This window comes from Rhodospirillales bacterium (assembly GCA_023898765.1).
Classification (GTDB): Bacteria; Pseudomonadota; Alphaproteobacteria; order Micavibrionales; family Micavibrionaceae.
The window spans coordinates 1,324,772-1,347,952 of the sequence record CP060238.1; the positions used below are offsets into that span (position 1 = coordinate 1,324,772).

The window sequence follows — 23,181 nt, forward strand, 5'->3', positions numbered from 1 at the left end:
GTTCTTCCGTTTATTTAACTTTTTCAGCGCTCAGGAAATAATTTACACCCATGTCTGTGTCAGACAAGTGAAAATCGCCGTTTAGGGGGCGGTGAACAAGGCCGGCGATGTGGCATGGTCTGGCGCCTGCGTTTCTCAGGCTATGGGAGAGTTCGGAAGGGCGGACGAATTTTTTCCAGCTATGCGTGCCCTGCGGAACCCAGCGGAGGATATATTCCGCAGCCACAATGCCCAGCGCGAAGGATTTCGGGGTGCGGTTCAGGGTGGAAAAAATCATCAGGCCGCCGGGTTTGCACAGGTCGGCGCAGTTTTGAACGAAGGCGTCCAGATCCGCGACATGCTCGACGATTTCAAGGGCGAGAACGATGTCAAAACGCTCCGTTTTTTGCAGAAGCTCTTCGGACGTCGCAGGCCGGTAGGAAATATTCAATCCGGCCTTTTTCGCATGGGCCTGCGCCACTTTGACCGCCTGCTCGTCGGCGTCGATGCCGGTGACTTTTGCGCCCAGGCGCGTCAGGGGTTCGCAGACAAGCCCGCCGCCGCAGCCGATATCCAGAAGGGAGAGTCCCTGAAAAGGGGTCCGGCCGTTTGTGTCCCTGTCGAAACGGGCGCATATCCGGCCCTTGATATATTCCATCCGCGCGGGATTCAGGCGGTGCAGGGGGGCGAACGGCCCTCTTTCGTCCCACCAACGGGCGGAGTCCTTCGAAAAGTTTTGAATTTCCTGCGCATCTACCGTATTCATATCCTTTCGAGTAACACAGAAAGCCAGAGGGCGGAAATCTTTTTGTAGGGTTTTATGGCACGCATCGTTGTAAAATTTGGCGGAACGTCGGTGGCGGATCCTGAGCGGATTGAGCGCGCCGCGGATAAAATCACGCGGGAAATTGAACGGGGGCATGAGATTGCCGTTGTGGTTTCGGCCATGTCCGGCGTTACCAACCAGCTTGTGGAGTATTGCCGGGAGATCAGCCCGCTTTATGATGCGCGGGAATATGACACGGTCGTGGCCAGCGGGGAACAGGTGACGGCCGGCCTGATGGCAATCGCGCTTCAAAAGCGCGGCGTTTCGGCGCGCTCATGGATGGGCTGGCAACTGCCGATTGAATGCACCAGCGTGCATGGGAAAGCGCGGATCGAGAATATGGATATCAGCGAAATGGAAAAGCGCTTTGCCGAGAAAGAGGTGCCTGTGCTGGCCGGATTTCAGGGTGTTTCCGAATGCCAGCGGATCGCCACGCTCGGGCGCGGCGGGTCGGATACCACGGCGGTCGCTCTGGCGGCGGCGCTGCAGGCGGAGCGCTGCGACATCTACACGGATGTGGACGGGGTTTATACGACCGATCCGCGCATTGTGCCCGAAGCCAGCCGGCTGAAAAAGGTGTCTTATGAAGAGATGCTGGAGATGGCGTCTTCGGGCGCCAAGGTGCTTCATGCGCGCTCCGTTGAAATGGCGTATAAGCGCGATGTGCCGGTACAGGTTTTATCGAGTTTTGAAGAGGGGATCGGCAGCGATCTGCCCGGCACCCTCGTGACACGGGAGGAAGATATTATGGAAGAGCATGTTGTCAACGGCATCGCCTACAGCAAGGACGATGCGAAAGTCACGCTTTTGGACGTGCCGGATGTGCCGGGTGTGGCGGCGCGGATTTTCGGGCCGCTTTCGGACGCCGAGGTCAATGTGGATATGATCGTCCAGAATATTTCTGCGGACGGTCAGGTGACGGATGTGACCTTTACGGTGCCGAAGGGGGATCTGGACAGGGTGGTGGAGATTTTGAAAAAAGAGGAAGGTCTTCAAAAAGCCAGAATTAAAACGAATGCGGATATTGTAAAGATTTCCGTCGTGGGGATCGGCATGCGCTCCCATGCCGGCGTGGCCCAGACCATGTTTGCGGCGCTGGCGGAGAAAGGGATCAATATTCAGGTTATTTCGACGTCTGAAATCAAGATCAGCGTCATTATTGACGCGAGTTATCTGGAGCTGGCCGTCCGCACGCTCCACAAGGCCTACGGCCTCGAAAACATCGCCTGAAACAATATCTGGAAGATTTCTGCGGTTTCCTCTAGGGTAGGGGCATGAACCAGCCCGCCCCGGCACATCAGGTCTTTGAAAGCGATATGGATTTTCCGGTCGGGGAGATCCTGCGCCATACGCGCCTGCAATACGGCCAAAGCCTGCAGCAGGTCGAGGTTGCGTTAAGGATACGGGCGGCGCAGCTTTACGCGATTGAAGAGGGGCGTCTGGAAAACCTTCCGGGGAGGGTCTATGCCATTGGCTTTGTCCGCTCTTATGCCGAATATCTGGGGCTGGACGGGGACCGGATCGTGCGGATGTTCAAGGCGCAGTTTCTGGACAGGCGTCCCGCGCCGGAGCTTCATTTTCCCGTGGCGCCTTCGGAGGGCAATACGCCGGGCCTCTACGCCGTTTTGGGCGGGGTGGCCGGCCTTGTTCTTTTGCTGGCTGTCTGGTCTGTCTTCTACAGGCCCGGCTTTGTTGAAAAAGCCGTTCCTTCCGTTCCCGAAATCCTGAAACAATCGCCTTTGACCGAGGCGCCTGCTATTGCCATAGAGACGGAAGTCAAAGCGCCGAAGATTCCGAAGAAAGAGCCGCCCCGGCCTGCCGAAAACCCTTATCCGGACAACAGGGTTGTGCTGGAGGTGCAGGAAGACAGCTGGATTCAAATCCGTCAAAAAGACGGCGGTACGCTTTTGCAGCGTGTTTTGAAAAAGGGGGATGTCTATCTGGTGCCGAACGAGGAAGGGCTTCTTCTGACGACGGGAAATGCGGGCGGTTTTGTGGTGAAGATAGACGGGAAAGAAACATTGAGGTTTGGAAAATCCGCACAGGTGCGCCGGAAAATTTCCCTGAATCCCGAAGATTTGTTGGGAACAAACGCAAGGAAGGCACAATAACCATTGTGTCTCCGAAGTTATTGTGTCCCCGATGCGTGCGGAATGGGACAAAATTCCCGGTTTTTTTTCACCTGTGTCATCCCGAGCTTTCTCCACCTGTGTCATCCCAGCTTTCTCCACCTATGTCATCCCGAGCGCAGTCGGGGGATCTTCGATATATAACTTGTCTTGGATAAAATGATCATCGTCATCGCCTGAATCGGCGAAGCCGATTCTAGGGCGATCCATGGATTCCCTTAGAATTTGTTGCCAAATTCAGGGAATGACGCGATCAAACAATACGGGTTCAGCCACAGGATATGCACAAGATTCCTCGACTTCGCCCGGGATGACGGCTATATAGGCGCCTATGAATACAGATCGTACCCATATTCGCCCCTGGCGGCAGATTGAGCGGCGCAAAAGCCGGCAGATTATGGTCGGGGATGTGCCTGTGGGGGGAGACGCGCCGATTACGGTGCAGTCCATGACCAATACGCGCACCACGGATGTGGAAGGGACGCTCGCGCAGGTGAAGGCGCTGGAAGAGGCGGGGGCGGATATTGTCCGTATTTCTGTGCCGGATGAAGACTCAAGCGCTGCGCTGAAAGAGATTATTTCGCAGGTGCGCGTGCCGGTTGTCGCGGATATTCATTTTCACTATAAGCGCGGGGTTGAGGCGGCGCAGGCCGGGGCGGCGTGTTTGCGGATCAATCCGGGTAATATCGGTTCCAAAGACCGTGTGGCCGAACTTGTCAAGGCGGCCAGGGACCATAATTGCGCCATTCGCATTGGCGTGAATGCGGGATCGCTGGAAAAGGATTTGCTGGAGAAATATGGGGAGCCCTGTCCGGAGGCGATGGTGGAGAGCGCGCAGCGCCACATCCAAATTCTCGAAGACCATGATTTTTTCAATTTTAAAATTTCCTGCAAGGCGTCCGATATCTTTCTGGCTGTGGCCGCCTATCAGCAGCTTGCGGAAGTTTGCGATTATCCTTTGCATATCGGCATTACGGAAGCCGGGGGTCTGCGCGGGGGCACGGTCAAATCCGCGATAGGGATAGGCAATCTTCTGTGGGCGGGCATCGGCGATACGATCCGCGTGTCCCTGTCCGCCGATCCGGTGGAGGAGGTCAAAGCGGGCTTCGAGATTTTAAAATCCCTTGGGCTGCGCCATCGCGGCGTGAATGTGATTTCGTGTCCCTCCTGCGCGCGGCAGCAGTTTGAGGTGATTGAAACGGTCCGGATTCTGGAAGAGCGTCTGGCGCACATCACCACGCCGATGAGCCTGTCCATTATCGGTTGCGTGGTCAACGGCCCCGGCGAGGCGCTGATGACCGATATCGGTCTGACGGGTGGCGGGTCCGGCACGCACCAGATATATCTGGGCGGCGAAAAGGCCCACCGTCTTCAGGAAGGGGATGTTTCCATCATTGACCATATCGTGAAGCTGGTAGAGGAAAGGGCGGAGGAGATTGAGCAGCAAGGCTCTCATGTCCCGGAAGCAGCGGAATAGAGAAAATACGGCTTAGAGTGGGCACATATCCCGAAGTTTTTTATTGGCAATAACCACCTTTGCAATATCTGTCAGTAAGGATTTCATCTCGTCAGGATTTGCTGAATTGTAGAATGTAGTGCTGACTCCCATCCGTTTCATTAACCTGTCTTGTTTATTTCCACTCGTGACTCTTGAAAAACGCACAAAATAACGCCCTTCATCATCAGGACTTTTTGTATCCCGCCGAAATTTGGGGTTTTCTATACATTCCACTTTGTAGAGTGACTCGTTACCCGTACTGAACCCGGTAATAGTTGGAAGTTTGATTACAAGTCTTTGGGAACGCAATCCTTCACAAACTTTATATGCTTTTTTCCAGTCAACTTCTTTTGGGTCTTGGCTCTCAAGATAACGACCGTCCTTATCTTGGAACACTGTAATATCTGCTTGCATAAGCCTTTCGCGAGTGTGCCGGGGGATGGCCCGTTTATCGGATACCAGTGAAACCGGACCTTTAATTTGAATATCTGAATTTCTTTCCTTTTTTAGTTTTGAGAGGAGTTCAAAAACTTTCTGAAGAGAAGGAAGGAATGATTCGCCTTCTTTGTGCTCTGTTATCTCCTTTTTTACTCTTACCGCTGTTTTCTTTCCTATTTCTTCTATTGCTGCAGAAACAGCGTCGTCTGCGGCGGTTATAATCTCATGCAAATTCTTTCCCATAAAGCCCTCTTTTTAAGGGGGTTTTTATATGAAAACATATTTTCTGTCAAATGTTTGCGCGGAGCTTCGGAGAAGCGGAGAATGAGAAAAACTTCGTCTCTCCGGACCTCCGCGTAAAACACTTCTTTATCCCCCTTTTTTCTTCTTCGCTTCTTCGCGATTTCGCGTTAAACAAGCAGCCATGGATCTCAAAGAAAAATTGGCCCCCGTGAAGGCGCGGTATGCGGAGCTGGCTGGAAAGCTGGCGCAGGGAGGACTCTCCGGCGGGGAGATCGTGAAACTGTCCAAGGAATATTCGGATTTGGAACCGGTCGTGGAGGCCGTTGAAGCCTATGAGAAGGCTTTGTCCGATAAGGAAGAGGCGCAGGAAATGCTTTCCGATCCTGAAATGAAGGAAATGGCGGAAGGCGAGCTGGCGGAGCTGGCGGAGAAAATCCCGGCGCTGGAGGAAAAAATCAAACTGGCGCTGCTTCCCAAGGACAGCGCGGATACCAAAAACGCCATTCTTGAAATCCGGGCCGGCACGGGCGGGGATGAAGCCGCTTTGTTCGCTGCGGATCTTTTCGGGATGTATAAGGGGTACGCGGCCGTGAAAGGCTGGCGCGTCGAGGTGATGAGCGCTTCGGAGAACGATCTGGGCGGGTATAAGGAAATCATCGTCGAGGTGTCCGGGGTGGATGTGTTCTCGCGTCTCAAATATGAATCCGGCGGCCACCGCGTGCAGCGGGTCCCGAAGACGGAGACGCAGGGGCGGATTCACACCTCCGCGGCGACGGTGGCGGTGCTGCCCGAAGCGGAGGACGTGGATGTGCAGATCAACGAGGCGGATTTGCGGATTGATATTTACCGCTCTTCCGGTCCGGGGGGGCAGTCCGTGAATACGACGGACAGCGCGGTGCGGATGACGCACATTCCCACGGGGATTACGGTGTCCATGCAGGATGAAAAGTCCCAGCATAAAAACCGGGCCAAGGCGCTGAGAATCCTGAAAACCCGGGTATATGACCACGAGCGGCAAAAGGTCGATGCGGAGCGGGCGGCCGAGCGCAAGGGCCAGATCGGCTCCGGCGACAGGTCGGAACGTATCCGCACCTATAATTTTCCGCAAAGCCGCGTGACGGACCACCGGATCGGCCTGTCTTCCCACAATCTGGAAGGCATTCTGGCCGGGATAGGTCTGGACGAAATCGTCGAGGCGCTGATTACCGAGGATCAGGCGCGGCAGCTCGGCGCGCTGGAGGGGTAGTTTTCAAAAAAACCTTCTCTCATCTATAAACCTAAAAAGGTTTTAGGTTTGAGGTGGGAATAGTCAGCAAAAGGTTTATTTTGTGTATGGGCCTCTATTGCCGTCTTTAAACAATCTTGATAATTCCCTTTGCGGGTCAGATAGTCCAGACCACTAAAAGATCCTTGTTCGTTTATGGTAAATCTGACTGCTTCTTTTTGATCATCTATGCCCCACACAGTCTTCAGGCAAAGCTCCGGTTTGGGATCTGAACCCATATTAAATTGTGCCGTTAGTGGAAAAAGTCCCGTTCCCATTTTCTCATCCTTTCCTGCAAGGGGCATAACTGGGAGGGATTATGGCACAATTATTACATTATGTAAATAAAAATTTAATTTTTCTTTTTCAAACAACGACTTCTTAACACCCCTCAATTTCGTCATTGCGAGTCGCCGCAGGCGGCGAAGCAATCCAGAAATTGCCAGAAACAGCGGATTCTGGATTGCTTCGTCGAGGCTTCACCTCTCCTCGCAATGACGGAAAACGAGGAATTTCAGAAAATTGAGGGGTGCTAAGCAACGACTTCGTGTTTCTTCGCAAGCTTCGTAAGCTTCGTGATAAAAAGATTAAATGCGCTTTCCCCACGCCTTCGTTTTCTTCATGTCCTTTGTGCCCTTCGTGTTAAAACCCGATTCTTGACATTATAGGAATAATATCCTATTATGTCAGGCATGAATATGTTCACAAAAACAGAAGAAGAAAAACGGCGCAGCGAAAAACGTAAGGCGGAAGCGCAATCGCGTTCCGATCTGGCGGCAGCGTTGGGGTACGATCTTCTGGAGGCCCTGAATATCGGAGCGGGGCAGGGGCAGGAAGACCTGACGCCGGATCAAATCCGCACGCTTCAGAAACAGATACTGGCATTGGACAAGGTGTTTCAAAGATTGCTGAGCGATGCGGACAATAAATATGACATGTTGTTGCAATATAGCGTGGCGCTGCGGGCGCAGAATCAATACCGCTATACGGTTGAGGCCCTCAATAGCCTGAAAAAGGAGGAAGAGGAGGATGCAGAGAAATAACACTCTTCGTCATTGTCTTCAGGGGGCTGAGGAACAACATGTTCTGTCATCCCGAGCGAAGTCGAGGGATCTTGTATCTATTCAGCATCAAAGATCCCTCGACTTCGCTCGCAATGACACCGCAGAAGAAACAAATCGCCTTCATCACGCGCTCGTTTTCGCAAACGAACTGAGTAAATCCAGATTACGGGAAATGGCAGAAAATTACGAACGGCGCTGGACCGCGCAGCGGCGGGCGGAAAAAGCGCGCCTGATTCAAAAATACCGGCCGTGGCGCCGTGCGTGCGGGCCGCGGACGGTTGAGGGCAAGGCTGTATCTTGCCGCAATGCGCTGAAACACGGGGGGTGCGGCGCTGAATTTCGCCGGTTGAATCTTTTGCTGAGGGTGCAGCGGCGCTTTGTGGCGGCGGTGCTTGAAAATAGGCGTGCTGCGTGCGGCGGAAGCGGTTATAAACACCGGATGAAGTTGGAAACGCTTATCAGGCAGATCAGGGCGGATCTTGCGGCGGCGGGGGTGGAGACGCCGGGGCTGGATGCGCGGGTGCTGGTGCGGCATATAACCGGGCTTTCGGAGGCGGACATGATCGCGCATCCGGACGCTCCCGTGTCCGGGGCGCATCAGGCGCAAATCGCGGCGGCTGTCATGCGGCGGCGCGGTGGGGAGCCTGTCTCCCGCATTCTGGGGGAGCGGGAGTTCTGGGGGATGTCTTTCAAGGTCACGCCCGATACGCTGGATCCGCGGGCGGATACGGAAGTTCTGGTGGAGGCGGCTTTAAATGCCCTCTCTCAAAGGGAGAGGGAGGGGACCCGCGTTAGCGGGGAGGGTGAGGGGTTAAACATCCTCGATATGGGCACCGGAACAGGCTGTATTTTGATTTCTCTTCTAAAAGAGCTTCCGGCGGCGCGGGGTGTGGCGCTGGATTTGAGTCTGGATGCGCTTCGGGTGGCGCGGGAGAATGCGCGGCGGCACGGGGTGGAAGGCAGGATATCTTTTCTATGCGGGAACTGGGGGGATGCGCTTTGCGGCGATTCTTTTGATCTGGTCGTTTCGAATCCGCCTTACATTCGCGAATCCGATATCGAATCTTTGCAAAAAGAGGTGAAGAATCACGATCCGATTCTGTCTTTGGCAGGTGGAAAAGATGGTTTGGCGGCATATCGTGTCCTTTTTACGGCAACAAAAAGGCTGTTAGTCACAGGCGGGCGCGGGTTTTTTGAACTGGGGTTCGGGCAGCTTGCCGAGGCGATGCGACTCGTGGACGACTCTAACCTCTCTCCGAGTCGCGCACATAACGATCTGGCAGGGATTCCGCGGGTCCTTGAAATAACAAATGGGGAAAACTAAAAAAAAACTTGCCAGGGGAGTTGATTGAAAATCCACCACCGCGATATGGTCTTCCTAGCTCATGACATGAAGACTTTCTATATGAGGGTCGAGGCGAAAAAGCCGGCAAGAGAAGGCTAGGCAGGCGTACGTAAATCGGTTATGGTTGTACGTGTGAGTGATTCTGTTAATAAGAAATAGAATAAAGATAAATAAATAAAACAACTCAAGAAGTTAAGACAAGCAGGGGAAAAGGGTATCACCCATGAGACACGCAGGTTCAAACAGACGTTCTACCAGAAATCGCGGAAATAACGGCGGCGGGGGGCGCGGCAGCAGCAGGGGAAACCGGATGCCGGTTTTCGACAGCAACGGCCCGGATGTCCGCATTCGCGGCACGGCGCACCAGATTTGTGAAAAATATGTGGCGCTGGCGAAAGACGCGGCGTCTTCGGGGGATGCAATTCTGTCGGAAAGCTATCTTCAGCACGCGGAACATTACCAGCGCACGATCAATCAGTGGCAGGATAATAATAGTCAGGTGCGCCCGGAAGGTCAGGAATCCGATTCCCAAGGCGGCGCAAAAGGGAATGGCAAGGCGTACGATGAAACGAATATCTCCGGACCTGAAAGAGGAAACGAGAAAGAGGATTTATCTTTGCCTGCCAGTATATTAGGCGAAAGAATTAAACATGAATCTGAAGAAGATTCCGCCGTACGTGTTTCCTCCAGGGAAGGCATTCTTGAAGACGTTTAATCTTCAGGCGCAGTTTTTAACATAACTTTCCTGTGTTTCGGATTAGATTTAGATTCAGATAAAGACAGCGGATTTTTAAGTTGTTTTTGACATCTGTCATTGAATCTTGATTTCCTTCCCGTAATTTTGCCATTGTTGCTTGGTATTGGAGCGCATTTGCACCGGAAGGGATCGTCATGGAATTTGATCGTTTTACAGAAAAATCTCGCGGGTTTTTACAGGCTGCGCAAACGCTGGCTATGCGCAATGACCATCAGTCTCTGGAGCCTGAACATCTCCTGAAGGTGATGCTGGAAGACGAAGACGGGTTGTGCGCCCGTCTGATTCAGACCGCCGGCGGCGATTCTGCGCAGCTTAAGAAAAATGTGGAGCAGGGGATCAGCAAGTTTCCGTCTGTAAGCGGTCCGGGGGCGGGGCAGCTCCGTATTTCAAGTGATTTGGCAAAAATGCTCGATAACGCATTGAATTTAGCTGAAAAATCAGGCGACAAGTTTGTGACGGCCGAGCGCATTTTGCAGGCCATGAGTCTGGCCAAGGCGTCCGATGTGGCGGGGATGCTCGAAGGCGCGGGGGCCACGCCGTCGGCTCTGAATAACTCGATCAACGCCATGCGGAAAGGACGCACAGCAGATACGGCCGGCGCGGAAGACCAGTTTGAGGCCCTGGCAAAATACGCGCGGGATTTAACGGCGGATGCGCGGGAAGGACGGCTGGATCCTATCATCGGGCGGGACGAGGAAATCCGCCGCACGATCCAGATTCTCTCCCGGCGGACCAAGAACAACCCTGTTCTGATCGGGGAGCCGGGGGTTGGTAAAACGGCGATTGTGGAGGGGCTTGCCCTGAGAATCGTCAATGGCGATGTGCCGGAGAGCCTCCAGAACAAGCGCCTGATGTCGCTGGATCTGGGCTCGCTGATTGCCGGCGCCAAATTTCGCGGGGAATTTGAAGAGCGGTTGAAGGCCGTTCTGGACGAAATCAAGGAGGCGGCCGGCGAGATTATCCTGTTTCTGGATGAACTTCATACGCTTGTCGGGGCCGGCAAGGCGGACGGGGCCATGGACGCGTCCAATATGTTAAAACCCGCGCTCGCCCGCGGGGAACTGCATATGGTCGGCGCGACAACGCTGGACGAATACAGAAAACATATCGAAAAAGACGCCGCGCTTGCCCGGCGCTTCCAGCCCGTTTTCACGCCCGAACCCACCGTGGAGGATACGATTTCGATTCTGCGCGGCCTGAAAGAAAAATACGAGGTCCATCACGGGGTCCGGATTACGGACGGGGCGATTGTAAGCGCGGCAACCCTTTCCAACCGCTATATCACGGACCGGTTTTTGCCGGACAAGGCGATTGACTTGATCGATGAAGCCTCTTCGCGCCTGCGCATGCAGGTGGATTCCAAGCCGGAGGAGATTGACGAACTCGACCGCCGGATTGTGCAGCTTAAAATCGAGCGCGAGGCTCTGTCCAAGGAGTCCGACAAGGCTTCCGAAGCGCGGCTCAAGGACCTGGATAAGGAACTGGCGGCGCTCGAATCCAAATCCGCGGATCTCACGGGCCAGTGGGAAGCGGAAAAGCAGAAACTGGGGGCGGGGCAAAAGGTCACGGAAGAGCTGGACCGGGCGCGCGTTGAACTGGAGCATGCCGAACGCGAAAGCGACTGGGGCCGGGCGAGCGAACTTAAGTACAGCAAAATTCCCGAACTGGAGCAAAAACTGGCGGAAAGCGCGCATGTTTCCGGCGAATCCCTCATCAATGAGGAAGTGACCGAAGACGATATCGCTTTTATCGTCAGCAAATGGACGGGCATTCCGGTCGATAAAATGCTGGAAGGGGAGCGCGAGAAGCTCCTGCAGATGGAAGAGAAAATCGCCCAGCGCGTGGTGGGGCAAAGCCGCGCCGTGAAAGTGGTCTCTGACGCTGTGCGGCGCTCGCGTGCGGGGCTGCAGGCTTCGAACCGTCCGATTGGCGCCTTTTTGTTTCTGGGGCCGACAGGGGTCGGGAAGACCGAACTCACCAAGGCTCTGGCCGAGTTTTTATTCGATGATGACAGCGCCATGGTCCGGCTGGACATGTCTGAATATATGGAAAAACATGCCGTATCGCGGATGATCGGCGCGCCGCCGGGCTATGTCGGATATGAGGAAGGCGGCGCTTTAACCGAGGCTGTGCGCCGGCGTCCCTACCAGGTGGTGCTGTTCGACGAAATTGAAAAGGCGCATCCGGATGTCTTTAACGTGCTGCTTCAGGTACTGGATGACGGGCGCCTGACGGACGGACAGGGCCGGACGGTGGATTTCAGCAATACGGTTTTGATTATGACCTCCAATCTGGGGGCGGAACATCTTGTCAGTCTTGAAGAGGGGCAGGATGTCGAGACGGTGCGCGAAAAGGTGATGGCGGCCGTCCGTAGCGCGTTCCGGCCCGAATTTTTGAACCGGCTGGATGAAATATTGCTCTTCAGCCGCCTCAACCGCGAACATATGACCGGCATTGTGGATATCCAGCTTGGCAATCTGCGCGGTATTCTGGCGGCCCGCCGGATTGAACTGTCGGTGGATGAAAAGGCGAAGAAATGGCTGGCGGATAAAGGGTACGATCCGGCTTACGGCGCGAGGCCGCTCAAGCGCGTGATCCAGACCGAGCTTCAAAATACTCTGGCGCAGCTTATTCTCGAAGGGAAGGTTCCGGACGGATCGCAGGTGAAGGTTACGGAAAAATCGGGGGCGCTGGATTTTGACATTACGCTGCCCGGCACCGGCCGGAAAAAAGCCGCGTAGAGTTTTGATCGCAAGATAGACAGTCCGCCTGAATTTGGTTATCCTCAAGGGCAAAGCACCGATTCACTTCATTTTGGGTTTCCATGTTCCGTTTTTTTCTTTCCTTTCCGGCTCTTTTCCTGCTCTGCGGCTGCGCGGCGGTCGTCGAGGGACAAACGCAGAGAATTACGGTGGAAACGCCCGGCACTGAACACGCGCAGTGCCTCCTTGATAACGGGACCGTCGTTTATAAGGTGATGTCGGGCGACAGCGTGGAAGTCACCCGGAACGACCAGGATATGAAAGTGCGTTGTCTGGCGCATGGAAACCGGGAAAAGGAAATACTGGTCAAACGCAGGTCAAGCCCGTGGGCTGCGGGAGATATCCTGACCGGCGCCTTCCCGGGCGCCCTTTATGACCATTTTTCAAAATCCATGTATGTCTATCCGGACGTCATTACAGTTGATTTTACGGGCATGCCGTCTGTGCCCTATCCTCCTCCTGCCTACGGATTTGCCGATGCGCCAAAACCTGCGGAGGAGAAGATTGAAGGGTATCATCCTTCCGTTCCGCAAATCGAGGCCGATAAATATGACGTAAGCCCCGTTCTGCGGAAGAGGGATCCGGGCACGACCTACGGGGCCGATCCTTTCGCGGATGCGCACGATCCGGTCTCTTTGATCCGGTAGTAATGACAGGCGGAAAATCCTATTTCTTCTGCGGGATCGGGGGGAGCGGCATGTTGCCGCTGGCGCTGATCGTGCACGGGCAGGGCGCCGGGGTTTCAGGATCGGACCGCTCTTATGACCAGGGCAAAAATCCGGAGAAGTTTGAATATCTTGAAAAACAGGGGATTGCCCTTTTTCCGCAGGACGGGTCCGGCCTGAAGGCGGGCATGAGCGCGCTTGTCGTTTCAACGGCGGTGGAAGACCATATTCCGGATATCAAGGTTGCGAAGGACCTTGGAATTCCCGTTATTCACCGGGCCCGGCTTCTGGCGGACCTGTTCAACGGGGCGCGGACAAAAGTGGCCGTGGCCGGAACCAGCGGCAAGACGACCGTCACGGGCATGACCGGCTTTGCTCTGCAGGAGTTGGGGCGCGCGCCGACGGTGATGAATGGCGGGATTTTTCGAAATTACAGCCGGGAAAACCCTTACGGGAGCGCGCTCGTCGGGGCGGGTGAAATTTTTGTAACGGAAGCGGATGAGAGCGACGGGTCGATTGCGCTTTATGAACCGGATATCGCGGTTTTGAACAATGTCGCGCTGGACCACAAACCTCTGGAAGAATTGAAGCCGCTTTTTGAAACTTTTTTGAAGCGGGCGGGAACGGCGGTGGTGAATTTCGACAATGAGGCCGCGCGGCTGCTGGCGAAAGACCATCCGGGGACCGTGATCGGCTTTGGGCTGGACGGCGCGGAAGCTTCCCTGACCGCGCGGGATGTTACGTTTTCACCCGATGACGTCACGGCGACCATTCTCTTTGAAGGTCAGGAGGCCGGGTTGAAGATCGGGCTTCCCGGGCGGCACAATCTGTTGAATGCGCTGGCGGCGATCGGCGCTTTAGCTGCACTTGGCATCTCTCTGGAAGAATCCTGCGCTGTGCTGGCGCGTTTTACGGGCATCAGGCGGCGGATGGAACTTGTCGGTTGTAAAAACGGCGTGACGGTCATGGACGATTTTGCGCATAATCCGGACAAGATTGCGGCCACGTTGCAAAGCCTCAGGCGTTTTCCGGGCCGCAAAATCGTTTTTTTCCAGCCGCACGGCTACGGCTTTTTGAAGCAGTTGCACATGCCGCTGGCAGGCAGTTTTTCCGCGCATCTGGACGCGGAGGATGTTTTGTATCTCGTGGAGCCTTACTATGCAGGCGGGACCGTGGATCGAAGTATCGGTTCGAAAGACCTTGCCGCGCAAATAAACGGGCCCCATGTAGATCTTTGCGCAGACAGGGAAGAGGTACGGGCGCACATTTTATCGATAGCGCGCGGCGGAGACAGGATCATCGTTATGGGGGCGCGGGACGACACGCTTTCGGATTTCGCGCGGGAGATTTACGCCGCGCTGCCGTAGCGGCGTTCAATCAGTTTGAAAACGGCGCGCATGCCGGTATCGGCTCCGCCCTGGGGACGTCCGGCCTTGCCGTTTTGTTCCCAGGCATAACAATCCAGATGAATCCACGGGGTGTTGTTTTCAAGGAACTGTTCGAGGAACAGGCCGCCGTGAATCGCGCCGGCCGGTCCGCTGCCGATATTGTCAAAATCGGCGACCTTGCTGTCCATTTCTTTCAGGTACGGTTTCCAGAGCGGCAAAGGCCAGACGGGATCGTTATGCTCCGTTCCGGCGGTTTTAAGATCTTCCAGCAAAGCGTCCTGATTGCTGAAAAAGGCCGGAATGTCCCAGCCCAAAGCGCTGCGCGCCGACCCTGTCAGCGTGGCAAAATCAATGAGAAGAGCGGGCTTGTCCTCGCTGCCATAGGTCAGGGCGTCGGCAAGGACAAGGCGGCCTTCGGCATCCGTGTCGGTGATTTCGACGGTGAGTCCCTTGCGGCTTTTCACCACATCTCCGGGGCGCATGGCGTTGCCGTCTACAGAATTTTCCGCCGCAGAAACCAGAACCTTCAGGCGCACGGGCACATTCATGCTCATAATCATCCAGGCCAGTCCCAGCGCGTGAGCGGCGCCGCCCAGATCTTTTTTCATGTAGCGCATAAAACGCGGAGGTTTGAGGTTCAGGCCGCCCGTATCAAACACAACCCCTTTACCTACAATCGTAACCGCCGGGTCGTTTTTGTCCCCCCATGTCATTTCGACCAGACGGGGACGGCGCGGGCTGGCTTTTCCTACAGCGTAAATGAGCGGGAAATTCTGTTTGAGCAGGTCTTTATCCGCAATGGTTTTCGTTTTGGCTTTGAAATGTCTGGCAACCTGCTTGACCGCTTCTTCCAGTTCTTCGGTTCCCAAATCATTGGAGGGCATGTTGACCAGAGTGCGGATCAGGCAGACAGACTGGATCGTGGAAACGGCCTCACGCCTGTTTGCGCCTGCCGGCCAGACCAGAAGCGGGTGGGGTTTCGGCGCCTCTTTGGGCTTTTTGTAAAGGTCGAATTCATATGCATTCCAGCCCCAGCCAATACAGCTTTGTGTCAGGTCCCGCTCGGAGAGTTCCTCCTCTAGGGCAAAGGCATATTCCTCCAGCACGTCTTCGGAAAGGTTTTTGCGAATGAAGTCTGCGACATTGCTCATGTCGTAAGGGCTAAGGGGCGTTGCCACCCCCGCCAGAACGGAATTGGCCTGTCCGCCGGAATCTCTGAGAATCAAACACTCACCGGTTTTCCCTTTAAAGCCGCTTCCTTCGACTTGCGCGCGCGCGGGTTTGTCCAGTTTTGCAAGGCGGCTCTTCAATGTGTCCGGCGTCACGAGAAGAACAGGCACTACATTGGTATGTGCTTTTTCAAGAAAGGGATCGGGGAAGTTGAACAGATTCTGAATCATAAGGCAGAGCTTCTCATAAAAAGTTGTGAACGCCAAGATTTTGGCTTGGGCCAAGAGTTTTCATATTTTAAATATTTTTCTTTCGGCCTGTACGCTTTAAACGAATTCGCATAGAATAGAAGCCGCTGAAGGGAATCATGTCTAACAGTCGCAATGGCTTTTAATTTCAAAAAACTTAGCATTTTGCTCGTGGAGGATTCTCCGCCCATGCTTAAAATCATGGCGGCGGTGCTTCAGGCCCTTGAAGTCGGGCGCGTCGACACGGCGGAAAATGGTGAACAGGGGTTTGAGCTTTTTTGCGAACATAATCACGATCTCGTGATTACCGACTGGCAGATGGAGCCCATGGACGGCATTGAGCTTACAAAAAAAATCAGGATGGATTCAAAGTCGCCGAACAGAAAAGTGCCGATTATTCTGGCCAGCGGCCATATCGGCCTCGAGTGGGTAAACCGGGCGCGCGATAGCGGCGTGTCCGAACTTCTTATCAAGCCTTTTTCGGCCAACGATCTGGCCAAGCGTATTTCTTATGTTGTCAATAAACCGCGTAAGTTTGTGGAGTGCAGCGCTTTCTTCGGGCCGGAAAGACGGAGGAAAGACGACCCTGACTACCATGGGGAAGAAAGACGCGAGGATGAAGCCTGATGTCAGATAATACGAAAAATTATATGACGGATATGCCGGATCGTGAGACGTCTCATGAGGTTATGAAGCTTGTCCTTGACCATTATATCAAGCATCACAGCGTCGTTCTCAAGAAGCTCCAGATCGCACAGGAAGCGACGGCGAAAAACCTTGAAGAAATCAGGGGGATTTCAGGACGTTTGGGGGCAGAGGAGAAAGACTCTCCTCTGGATGACGCGAGGAAATACGACGATCTGTGGGGGAGCATTATCTCTGCCTTTGAAGAGCACGGCATTTCCGAAGAAGACATGAAGCGGATAGAAGATATACTTCTGGTCATTCCCAGGCAGATCAAGGTCCATTACGAACGCATCATGGAAGAGGATAAGGCGCTGTGCAGGCTTATCGAAAAGCTGAATTCGCCTGAGTATAAAAAGGCCTATGACATCGTTAAACAGGTTCAGGCGAAAGAAAACCCGATGTCGCATCTGGGACCGGAAGAGTATGAGGACGTTCCGGAAGAGGATGTTTTCTCTTATAAAATAACGCGCCGAAGTTAGGCTGTCTTAAGGCCGGCCTCGCGGATCATCTTCATGTCTTCCGCCGCGTCGTTGTTGGCTGTGGTGAGGAGTTTTTCCCCGTAAAAAATAGAATTCGCCCCGGCCATAAGGCACAGGATTTGCGCTTCCTTCGAATAATCCTGCCGTCCTGCGGACAGGCGCACGCGCGCGCGGGGCATAACAATGCGCGTCGTGGCAATCATGCGGACCATTTCGAGCGGGTCGACCGGCGGGCGGTCTTCAAGCGGCGTGCCTTTGACGGGTACCAGCGCATTCAGGGGAACGCTTTCGGGGTGGGGGTTCAGTCCGGCCAGAATCTGGATCATACGCGCGCGGTCCCGCAGGCTTTCCCCCATGCCGATAATCCCGCCGCTGCAAATCGTGATGCCGGCCTTTCTGACAAGATCCAGCGTGTCCAGCCGGTCCTGAAAGGTGCGCGTGGTGATGATTTTATCGTAAAATTCCGGCGAGGTATCCAGATTGTGGTTGTAGGCCTTCAGTCCGGCCTCCGCCAGACGGTTTGCCTGCTGCGCGTTCAGCATTCCAAGGGTCACGCAGGCTTCCATCCCCATATCGGTGACGCCGCGCACCATTTCGATGACGTTGTCGAACTCCTCTCCGTCGCGGACTTGTCGCCAGGCCGCGCCCATGCAAAAACGCGAGGCGCCGGCGTCTTTGGCCATTTTGGCTTTTTCAAGGACGGCCTCCACATCCATGAGCGTTTCTTTTTGAAGCTTCGTCTTTTTCGCGTGATGGGCCGACTGCGGACAGTATTTGCAGTCTTCCGGGCAGGAGCCTGTTTTCAGGCTGAGCAGGCTGGCAAGCTGGATCGTCCCGTCTTCGTGAAATTGCCTGTGAACGCTTTGGGCCTGATAGAGCAGGTCCATCAAAGGTTTTTGCTCAAGAAGGTCCAGAATTTCCTCTGTCTTCCAGTCGTGACGTAAATCGGTCTTTTTTTGCGCGTGTTGCATGCTATTCTATACCCCGTTTCCTTTATGTAGTCGTACGAGATTATGAACAAAATCGAAAGAGCTTATGCCGCTTTTATAGACAAAAGGCAAGAAAAAGGCCTTTTTCGTCAATTGCAGGATGTGTCATGCACGCAGAGCCGCTTTCTGGATTCCGGGGGGCAGACATATCTTAACCTCTCCAGCAACGACTATCTGGGGCTGCGCTTTCATCCCGAATTGATTGGGCGCGCGAACGTGTGGAGTGAAAAATACGGGGCGGGGTCCGGCGCCTCGCGTCTGGTGACCGGAAATCTTGAGGTTTTTGCGGGTCTGGAGAAAAAGGTTGCCGATCTTAAGGGAAAGGAAGCGGCCCTGATTATGGGGTCCGGCTTTTTGGCCAATGCGAGCGTTCTGCCCGCTTTGTTTGATTCCAAAATCCTGGGAGACGATCCGGACGTTTTTTCGGACAGGCTGAACCATGCCAGCATGCATATAGGCTGCGCGGTCGCCGGCGTGCGGCAAATTCGCTACCGCCACAATGATATGGCGCATCTGGCCTCTTTGCTGGAGAAGTACAAAGATTCCGGCCGTCCGAAATTCATTCTGACGGAAAGCGTTTTCAGCATGGACGGGGATATCGCGCCGCTGTCGGAAATCAACGTACTGGCAGAGCGGTACGGCTGTTTTGTCATTTGTGACGAAGCGCACGCAACCGGCGTTCTGGGGCTTCGGGGGCGCGGGCTGGCCATGAAAGCGGATCTGGTCATCGGCACGTTCAGCAAGGCGATGGGCAGTTTTGGCGCCTATATTGCCTGTTCGGAGATGCTGAAGACTTTCCTGGTGAACCGGTGCGCCGGTTTGATTTATGCAAGCGCTTTGCCGCCGTCCGTTCTGGGGGCTATTGATGCGGCTTTGGACCTTGTGCCGGGCATGCCGGCCGAGAGGGAGCATGTTGCCGCCCTCGGATCGGATTTAAGGAAGGGCTTGAGGGCGCTCGGGTTTGAGACGGGGCAGTCGGCGACCCATATCGTGCCTGTGATTGTCGGCAGTGCGGAGCGCTCCCTTGACATGAGCGCCCGTCTTAAAAAAGCCGGTATCTGGGCCGGCGCGATCCGCCCGCCAACCGTTCCGGAGAACGAGGCCCGCATCCGTTTTGCGCTTTCCAGCGTCCATACGCACGAGGACCTGGACCGGGTGTTGAATGTGCTGGATGGAAAAGAAGGACAGACATTTCTCCTTCAGCCTTCTTCGGAAAAACCGCCGCAAAAAGAAAAGGCGGTTGAGAAAAAAACGCTCTCTTCGAAAGGGAATGGCTTGCAGAACGTTGTGTTCGTCCATGGCTGGGGGTTTCAGGCCGGCATATGGATGGACGTGGCGGATCGTCTTAAAGGGGCGAATAAACATTTTGTCGATCTGGGGTTTATCAAAGGGTTTGAAAATTCCACCGGAGATATCCCGGAAAATTCCGTGGTGATCGGTCACTCCCTCGGGGTGATGTGGCTTTTAAGACAGAGAAAAAAATCGTTTAAGGGGCTGGTGTCTATCAGCGGGTTTGACTGTTTCTTCAAGCATCGTCCTGTACGTGAAATTGAAGCGATGAAAAAAAATCTGGCGCGGAAACCCTGGCGGCAAATGCAGGAATTTTGGAAAGCCTGCGGGACGAGCGCTTTTTATATGGAGGACAAGCTGAACGTTCCGAGGCTGGAGGAAGGACTGGAGTGGCTTGCAACGTGGGATGAGCGCCATGGGCTGGGGACGCTGGCATGTCCGGCGATGGTTCTGGCGGCAAAAGACGACAGGATCGTTCCTGAAGACATGACCAGGGCCATCTGGGGGGATTACAACCTGCGCTGGAGCGATAGCGGAGGGCATGTCCTGCCTTTGAACGATCCGGGCTGGTGCGCCTGGCAAATACAGGAATTTCTGGATGGGCTTTGAGAACGTTGCAGATTCCTTCGGGCAAAAGGCCCGCCAATATGACCGCTGTGCGCCGTTGCAAAAAGAGGTCGCACGGAAACTGGCCCGGCAGCTTCCGGGTCTGGGAGCCCCCGATATTCTGGAGATCGGGTGCGGGACGGGGTTTCTGACGGCGGCGCTTTTTCAGAAATATAAAGACGGGCGGTTTCATATCACGGATATTGCGCCGGAGATGGTTTCCGTCGCGGCGGAAAAATTTCATGGAGACGAACGCGCGGTTTTTGAAGTTATGGATGGCGAAAATCCGTCTCTGGAAAAGCAATACGATCTCATTGTTTCCAGTATGGCTGTCCAGTGGTTTGCGTCGCCGCAGAAGAGTCTGAAGGCGTTGCAAAAACACCTCAAACCGGAAGGCAGGCTTTACTATGCAACGCTCGGGCAGGAGAGTTTTGCCGAATGGCGCGCCGTGACGCAGGAGGCGGGCGTTTCATCGGGGCTGCTGGCTTTGTCTGCGTGGCCGGGAATCATCAGCGAGGAAAAAATTGAAATAGATTACGGTGATGCACTCGGGTTTTTAAAGGCGCTGAAGGCGATAGGGGCCCATCAACCGGCGGAGAATTATACGCCCCTTCATCCGGCGGCGATGCGGCGGGTCTGCCGGCATTTCGATGAAACATATCAGGGCCGGATTCGCTGGCACATTGTTTACGGATGTCTGGAAGCTCAGGCGAAGGTTTTTGCGCGTTGATGCAGTCCTTCGAAGATTCCTTCATAGGCGCGGTCTAATTGCGCATCGCTGATGCAATAAGGCGGCATGATGTAAACCGCATTTCCCAGCGGGCGGATGTTCAGGCCGTGGGATAAATACCAGTCGCGAAGAAATTCGCCTTCCCTGCTTTTGTAATCGCCGCGTTCGTCCGCCAGATTAAAGGCCATGACGGGCCCCATCACGCGGGGCATGTAAATGTCCGGCAAAGCCTGAAGCGCCGGAAGCTGTGCGCGGTGCCGGGCTTCAAGGTGCGCGACCCGTTCCATCGTTTTTTCCGTGTCGAACAGGTCCAGTGATTTGAGCGCCACGGCGCAGGCCAGCGGGTTGGCCGTGAAGGTGTGTCCGTGTGCAAACGCCTTTTTAAAATCGTTGTCTAAAAAGGATTCGTAAACATGATCTCTGGCAACCGTGACGGATAAGGGCATATAGCCGGCCGTTAAAGCTTTCGAGAGGCAGATAATATCCGGCGTCACCCCGATTTTTTCACAGGCGAACATCTCGCCGGAGCGCCCGAAGCCGACAGCCACTTCATCATAAACGATAAGAAGGCCGGCGTCCCGGGCAAGGTCTGTAACCCGTTTCATGAAGGCGGGACGGCAGAAGCGAATGCCGGCGGCGCCCTGCATGAGAGGTTCCACAATCAGGGCCGCCGTTTCATTCCTGTGGGCCTGAAGATGTTTTTTAAATATCTCAAGCGCCCGGTCTTCTTTGGCCTGAATGTCGTTATCGCCGTCCCATGTGTGGGGGTAGGGCACGGTGTCGACGCAAAAGAGCAAATCCTGCCAGACATTGAAAAAGCCGCAGCTTTTTCCTGCCGACATCGCGCCTATTGTGTCGCCGTGATAGGCGCCTTCAAAAGCCAGGAATTTTGTGCGGCCGTCTTCGCCTTTGTTTTTCCAGTATTGATAGGAAAGTTTGAGGGCCACTTCGACCGCCGTGGAGCCGTTGTCCGAAAAGAAGGTGTGGTTTAAATCTCCGGGCAGAATTTGCGCCAGCATTTCGGCAAGATCGATCGCAGGGGGGTGGGAAAATCCTGCAAACATCACATGTTCCATTCTGGCAGCCTGATCGCGCAGGGCCTCGTTGATTGCAGGATGTGCATGGCCGTGAACGCAGGTCCACCAGGAGGAAATCATATCCAGTATTTCATGGCCCTGTTCGTCGTACAGGCAGGCGCCCCTGGCGGAGGTAATGACAACGGGGTCGCGCTCTGTGGCGTGCTGGGTAAAAGGGTGCCAGATATATTTCTTGTCTTTTTCACACCAGTTTTTCATGTCCTTAAAGCTTCACCTCCGGCTTAATTCGAAGGAGGGACTCCCTGTCGACAGGGTCGAGATAATCTATTTCGGCGATGATCGGCACGCCGCCATACTCCGCCAGCGCCTGCCGGTTATGCGGTGTTTTGGGGCCGCTGATGATCAGTCCCGCGACAGGCAGGTTCCTTTTGCGCAGCGCTTCAAGCGAAAGAAGGGTGTGATTGATGGTCCCCAGACCGCTCCGGCAGACAAGGATGGCGGGCAGGGCCAGTCTTTCAATCAGGTCGATCATCATCTCTTTTTCATTCAGCGGCACCATCAGTCCCCCGGCTCCTTCTACAATGAAAGGATGGTCGGCGGCAGGGAGGGAAAAGTCGTCGAGCGCAATATGCACGTTTTCACGTTTCGCGGCTTCATGCGGAGACAGCGGGGCCTGAAGCCTGTGAACGGAATCGATAAAGTGTGCTTTGGAAAGTTGTGTGATTTTCCGTACGAAATCTTCATCTGTCGGGACTTCCAGACCGCACTGAACGGGCTTCCAGTATACGCCTTCCAGTTTCAGCATAAGCCAGGCGCTGGCGAGCGTTTTGCCGACGTCCGTATCCGTTCCTGTAACGAAAAAACCTTTCATGGGCACAATATGTAGAGGAATCTCTTGATAAGTACAAAAAAGATTCCTCAGGCGATTGAAGGGAGGGCGTTTTTCTTTAGAGTCCGTTTCAAGGAGCCAAGGAATGGTTTGCAAAAAAGCTAGGAAGCTGTTTTCCGCTGTATTGTGGGGAAGCACAGCCCTTTTGTTCGGGGGCGTGCCCTTACCGGCCTGTGCGCAGTCGCAGCAGGTGGCGGGCGCGACCGCAAACCTGACCGTCCAGAACACATTTACCTTTACCGAAGTGACCGTTGCGGATGTCGGGATTTCAGCCGTCTTTACGGATGTCGGCGGTCCGGATATCTCCACGATTACGCTGGCGCCGGATGGCACCCTGACCACATCCGCGCCGAATAATTCGCAGGTGATTATTGTCGATAGCTCCGGCACAACGGCGGGACAGTTCAGCGTGTCCAACGCGGCGCCCAACACGCCCCTTACGATCAATTTTTTCAATGTGGTGGATTTGACCTGCGCGGCGTGCGGCGGCGGGAACCCGGCTATTTTGCTCGGGGGGTTCACGCATGATGCCGGGGGGGCGCCCATGACGGACGGTGCGGGAGATATGACGTTTAACTATGGGTTTACCCTGACCACCGTTCCCGGCCCGCCGCAATATCTGGACGGGCTCTATTCCGGCAGCTTCGATATCAGCGTGAGCTATTAACAGACTTGATTTTCCGGGGGATCGGGGCTAG

The 23,181-nt window shown here is 54.6% G+C and carries 22 protein-coding genes; 15 read left to right on the plus strand and 7 right to left on the minus strand.

All coding sequences use genetic code 11. The features are described 5' to 3' along the window. Positions 1 to 10: 10 nt before the first annotated feature. Positions 11 to 745 (minus strand): bifunctional 2-polyprenyl-6-hydroxyphenol methylase/3-demethylubiquinol 3-O-methyltransferase UbiG, encoded by a 735-nt coding sequence (gene ubiG / locus H6853_06385; protein USO03160.1) that lies wholly within the window; start codon positions 743 to 745, stop codon positions 11 to 13. A 54-nt stretch (positions 746 to 799) separates the two neighbouring features. On the opposite strand from ubiG, the gene H6853_06390 reads away from it, so the two are divergent. The 3 genes from H6853_06390 (at position 800) to ispG (ending at position 4,411) form a co-directional block, all read left to right on the plus strand. Continuing rightward, positions 800 to 2,035, plus strand: a complete 1,236-nt coding sequence (locus H6853_06390; GenBank protein USO03161.1) for an aspartate kinase — start codon at positions 800 to 802, stop codon at positions 2,033 to 2,035. A 44-nt stretch (positions 2,036 to 2,079) separates the two neighbouring features. Then, positions 2,080 to 2,916 (plus strand): DUF4115 domain-containing protein, encoded by an 837-nt coding sequence (locus H6853_06395; GenBank protein ID USO03162.1) that lies wholly within the window; start codon positions 2,080 to 2,082, stop codon positions 2,914 to 2,916. 349 nt (positions 2,917 to 3,265) lie between these two features. Continuing rightward, the gene (gene ispG, locus H6853_06400; GenBank protein USO03163.1) at positions 3,266 to 4,411 is read left to right on the plus strand and encodes a flavodoxin-dependent (E)-4-hydroxy-3-methylbut-2-enyl-diphosphate synthase; all 1,146 of its coding nucleotides are present in this window, start codon (positions 3,266 to 3,268) and stop codon (positions 4,409 to 4,411) included. A gap of 12 nt (positions 4,412 to 4,423) precedes the next feature. On the opposite strand, the gene H6853_06405 is transcribed toward ispG, so the two are convergent. Further along, positions 4,424 to 5,113 carry a hypothetical protein gene (locus H6853_06405; GenBank protein USO03164.1) on the minus strand — a complete coding sequence of 230 codons (690 nt, stop codon included), beginning with the start codon at positions 5,111 to 5,113 and terminating at the stop codon, positions 4,424 to 4,426. Between the two features lie 181 nt (positions 5,114 to 5,294). On the opposite strand from H6853_06405, the gene prfA reads away from it, so the two are divergent. Then, positions 5,295 to 6,359 carry a peptide chain release factor 1 gene (gene prfA / locus H6853_06410; GenBank protein USO03165.1) on the plus strand — a complete coding sequence of 355 codons (1,065 nt, stop codon included), beginning with the start codon at positions 5,295 to 5,297 and terminating at the stop codon, positions 6,357 to 6,359. 23 nt (positions 6,360 to 6,382) lie between these two features. Here the strand turns inward: prfA and H6853_06415 are convergent, their stop codons facing one another. Continuing rightward, positions 6,383 to 6,655, minus strand: coding sequence for a hypothetical protein (locus tag H6853_06415; GenBank protein USO03166.1), 273 nt, complete (start codon positions 6,653 to 6,655; stop codon positions 6,383 to 6,385). A 420-nt stretch (positions 6,656 to 7,075) separates the two neighbouring features. On the opposite strand from H6853_06415, the gene H6853_06420 reads away from it, so the two are divergent. The 6 genes from H6853_06420 to H6853_06445 all read left to right on the plus strand — a co-directional run bounded on the left by H6853_06420 (position 7,076) and on the right by H6853_06445 (position 14,337). Continuing rightward, positions 7,076 to 7,420: a hypothetical protein gene (locus tag H6853_06420; protein ID USO03167.1), complete on the plus strand. Its 345-nt coding sequence runs from the start codon at positions 7,076 to 7,078 to the stop codon at positions 7,418 to 7,420. 460 nt (positions 7,421 to 7,880) lie between these two features. Beyond that, a complete protein-coding gene (gene prmC, locus H6853_06425) occupies positions 7,881 to 8,765 on the plus strand; it encodes a peptide chain release factor N(5)-glutamine methyltransferase (GenBank protein USO04628.1) in 885 nt (294 codons plus the stop codon). A gap of 244 nt (positions 8,766 to 9,009) precedes the next feature. After that, positions 9,010 to 9,501 carry a DUF4167 domain-containing protein gene (locus tag H6853_06430; protein ID USO03168.1) on the plus strand — a complete coding sequence of 164 codons (492 nt, stop codon included), beginning with the start codon at positions 9,010 to 9,012 and terminating at the stop codon, positions 9,499 to 9,501. A 176-nt stretch (positions 9,502 to 9,677) separates the two neighbouring features. Next, positions 9,678 to 12,284, plus strand: a complete 2,607-nt coding sequence (gene clpB, locus H6853_06435; protein USO03169.1) for an ATP-dependent chaperone ClpB — start codon at positions 9,678 to 9,680, stop codon at positions 12,282 to 12,284. Positions 12,285 to 12,367: 83 nt separating this feature from the next. Next, positions 12,368 to 12,952 (plus strand): hypothetical protein, encoded by a 585-nt coding sequence (locus H6853_06440; GenBank protein ID USO03170.1) that lies wholly within the window; start codon positions 12,368 to 12,370, stop codon positions 12,950 to 12,952. A 2-nt stretch (positions 12,953 to 12,954) separates the two neighbouring features. Further along, on the plus strand, positions 12,955 to 14,337 hold the full coding sequence (locus H6853_06445) for a UDP-N-acetylmuramate--alanine ligase (protein ID USO03171.1): 1,383 nt from the start codon (positions 12,955 to 12,957) through the stop codon (positions 14,335 to 14,337). Here H6853_06445 and H6853_06450 read toward each other — a convergent pair. After that, positions 14,319 to 15,758, minus strand: a complete 1,440-nt coding sequence (locus H6853_06450) for a leucyl aminopeptidase family protein (protein ID USO03172.1) — start codon at positions 15,756 to 15,758, stop codon at positions 14,319 to 14,321. The two genes, H6853_06445 and H6853_06450, sit on opposite strands and share 19 nt — an antisense overlap. 153 nt (positions 15,759 to 15,911) lie before the next feature. Here H6853_06450 and H6853_06455 point away from each other — a divergent pair, with 153 nt between their 5' ends. Next, positions 15,912 to 16,403, plus strand: a complete 492-nt coding sequence (locus H6853_06455; protein ID USO03173.1) for a response regulator — start codon at positions 15,912 to 15,914, stop codon at positions 16,401 to 16,403. Continuing rightward, positions 16,403 to 16,942 carry a hypothetical protein gene (locus H6853_06460; protein ID USO03174.1) on the plus strand — a complete coding sequence of 180 codons (540 nt, stop codon included), beginning with the start codon at positions 16,403 to 16,405 and terminating at the stop codon, positions 16,940 to 16,942. The genes H6853_06455 and H6853_06460 overlap by 1 nt, the downstream gene beginning before the upstream one ends. On the opposite strand, the gene bioB is transcribed toward H6853_06460, so the two are convergent. Further along, the gene (gene bioB / locus H6853_06465; GenBank protein USO03175.1) at positions 16,939 to 17,913 is read right to left on the minus strand and encodes a biotin synthase BioB; all 975 of its coding nucleotides are present in this window, start codon (positions 17,911 to 17,913) and stop codon (positions 16,939 to 16,941) included. The genes H6853_06460 and bioB overlap by 4 nt on opposite strands. A gap of 42 nt (positions 17,914 to 17,955) precedes the next feature. Here bioB and H6853_06470 point away from each other — a divergent pair, with 42 nt between their 5' ends. Both H6853_06470 and H6853_06475 read left to right on the plus strand, forming a co-directional pair. Next, entirely contained in the window at positions 17,956 to 19,830 is a 1,875-nt protein-coding gene (locus H6853_06470) for an aminotransferase class I/II-fold pyridoxal phosphate-dependent enzyme (protein USO03176.1), read from the plus strand. Continuing rightward, positions 19,820 to 20,557, plus strand: coding sequence for a methyltransferase (locus tag H6853_06475; protein ID USO03177.1), 738 nt, complete (start codon positions 19,820 to 19,822; stop codon positions 20,555 to 20,557). Before H6853_06470 ends, H6853_06475 begins: the two co-directional genes overlap by 11 nt. On the opposite strand, the gene bioA is transcribed toward H6853_06475, so the two are convergent. Both bioA and bioD read right to left on the minus strand, forming a co-directional pair. Continuing rightward, on the minus strand, positions 20,533 to 21,852 hold the full coding sequence (gene bioA / locus H6853_06480; GenBank protein USO03178.1) for an adenosylmethionine--8-amino-7-oxononanoate transaminase: 1,320 nt from the start codon (positions 21,850 to 21,852) through the stop codon (positions 20,533 to 20,535). The two genes, H6853_06475 and bioA, sit on opposite strands and share 25 nt — an antisense overlap. A 4-nt stretch (positions 21,853 to 21,856) precedes the next feature. Then, entirely contained in the window at positions 21,857 to 22,465 is a 609-nt protein-coding gene (gene bioD, locus H6853_06485) for a dethiobiotin synthase (protein ID USO03179.1), read from the minus strand. 103 nt (positions 22,466 to 22,568) lie between these two features. Here bioD and H6853_06490 point away from each other — a divergent pair, with 103 nt between their 5' ends. After that, entirely contained in the window at positions 22,569 to 23,150 is a 582-nt protein-coding gene (locus H6853_06490) for a DUF4402 domain-containing protein (GenBank protein USO03180.1), read from the plus strand. The last annotated feature ends 31 nt before the right edge of the window (positions 23,151 to 23,181 follow it).

Coding starts and splice junctions, on each gene's coding strand:
- ubiG (USO03160.1), bottom strand. CDS start 745: ATGAATACGGTAGATGCGCAGGAAATTCAAAACTTTTCGAAGGACTCC.
- H6853_06390 (USO03161.1), top strand. CDS start 800: ATGGCACGCATCGTTGTAAAATTTGGCGGAACGTCGGTGGCGGATCCT.
- H6853_06395 (USO03162.1), top strand. CDS start 2,080: ATGAACCAGCCCGCCCCGGCACATCAGGTCTTTGAAAGCGATATGGAT.
- ispG (USO03163.1), top strand. CDS start 3,266: ATGAATACAGATCGTACCCATATTCGCCCCTGGCGGCAGATTGAGCGG.
- H6853_06405 (USO03164.1), bottom strand. CDS start 5,113: ATGGGAAAGAATTTGCATGAGATTATAACCGCCGCAGACGACGCTGTT.
- prfA (USO03165.1), top strand. CDS start 5,295: ATGGATCTCAAAGAAAAATTGGCCCCCGTGAAGGCGCGGTATGCGGAG.
- H6853_06415 (USO03166.1), bottom strand. CDS start 6,655: ATGGGAACGGGACTTTTTCCACTAACGGCACAATTTAATATGGGTTCA.
- H6853_06420 (USO03167.1), top strand. CDS start 7,076: ATGTTCACAAAAACAGAAGAAGAAAAACGGCGCAGCGAAAAACGTAAG.
- prmC (USO04628.1), top strand. CDS start 7,881: ATGAAGTTGGAAACGCTTATCAGGCAGATCAGGGCGGATCTTGCGGCG.
- H6853_06430 (USO03168.1), top strand. CDS start 9,010: ATGAGACACGCAGGTTCAAACAGACGTTCTACCAGAAATCGCGGAAAT.
- clpB (USO03169.1), top strand. CDS start 9,678: ATGGAATTTGATCGTTTTACAGAAAAATCTCGCGGGTTTTTACAGGCT.
- H6853_06440 (USO03170.1), top strand. CDS start 12,368: ATGTTCCGTTTTTTTCTTTCCTTTCCGGCTCTTTTCCTGCTCTGCGGC.
- H6853_06445 (USO03171.1), top strand. CDS start 12,955: ATGACAGGCGGAAAATCCTATTTCTTCTGCGGGATCGGGGGGAGCGGC.
- H6853_06450 (USO03172.1), bottom strand. CDS start 15,758: ATGATTCAGAATCTGTTCAACTTCCCCGATCCCTTTCTTGAAAAAGCA.
- H6853_06455 (USO03173.1), top strand. CDS start 15,912: ATGGCTTTTAATTTCAAAAAACTTAGCATTTTGCTCGTGGAGGATTCT.
- H6853_06460 (USO03174.1), top strand. CDS start 16,403: ATGTCAGATAATACGAAAAATTATATGACGGATATGCCGGATCGTGAG.
- bioB (USO03175.1), bottom strand. CDS start 17,913: ATGCAACACGCGCAAAAAAAGACCGATTTACGTCACGACTGGAAGACA.
- H6853_06470 (USO03176.1), top strand. CDS start 17,956: ATGAACAAAATCGAAAGAGCTTATGCCGCTTTTATAGACAAAAGGCAA.
- H6853_06475 (USO03177.1), top strand. CDS start 19,820: ATGGGCTTTGAGAACGTTGCAGATTCCTTCGGGCAAAAGGCCCGCCAA.
- bioA (USO03178.1), bottom strand. CDS start 21,852: ATGAAAAACTGGTGTGAAAAAGACAAGAAATATATCTGGCACCCTTTT.
- bioD (USO03179.1), bottom strand. CDS start 22,465: ATGAAAGGTTTTTTCGTTACAGGAACGGATACGGACGTCGGCAAAACG.
- H6853_06490 (USO03180.1), top strand. CDS start 22,569: ATGGTTTGCAAAAAAGCTAGGAAGCTGTTTTCCGCTGTATTGTGGGGA.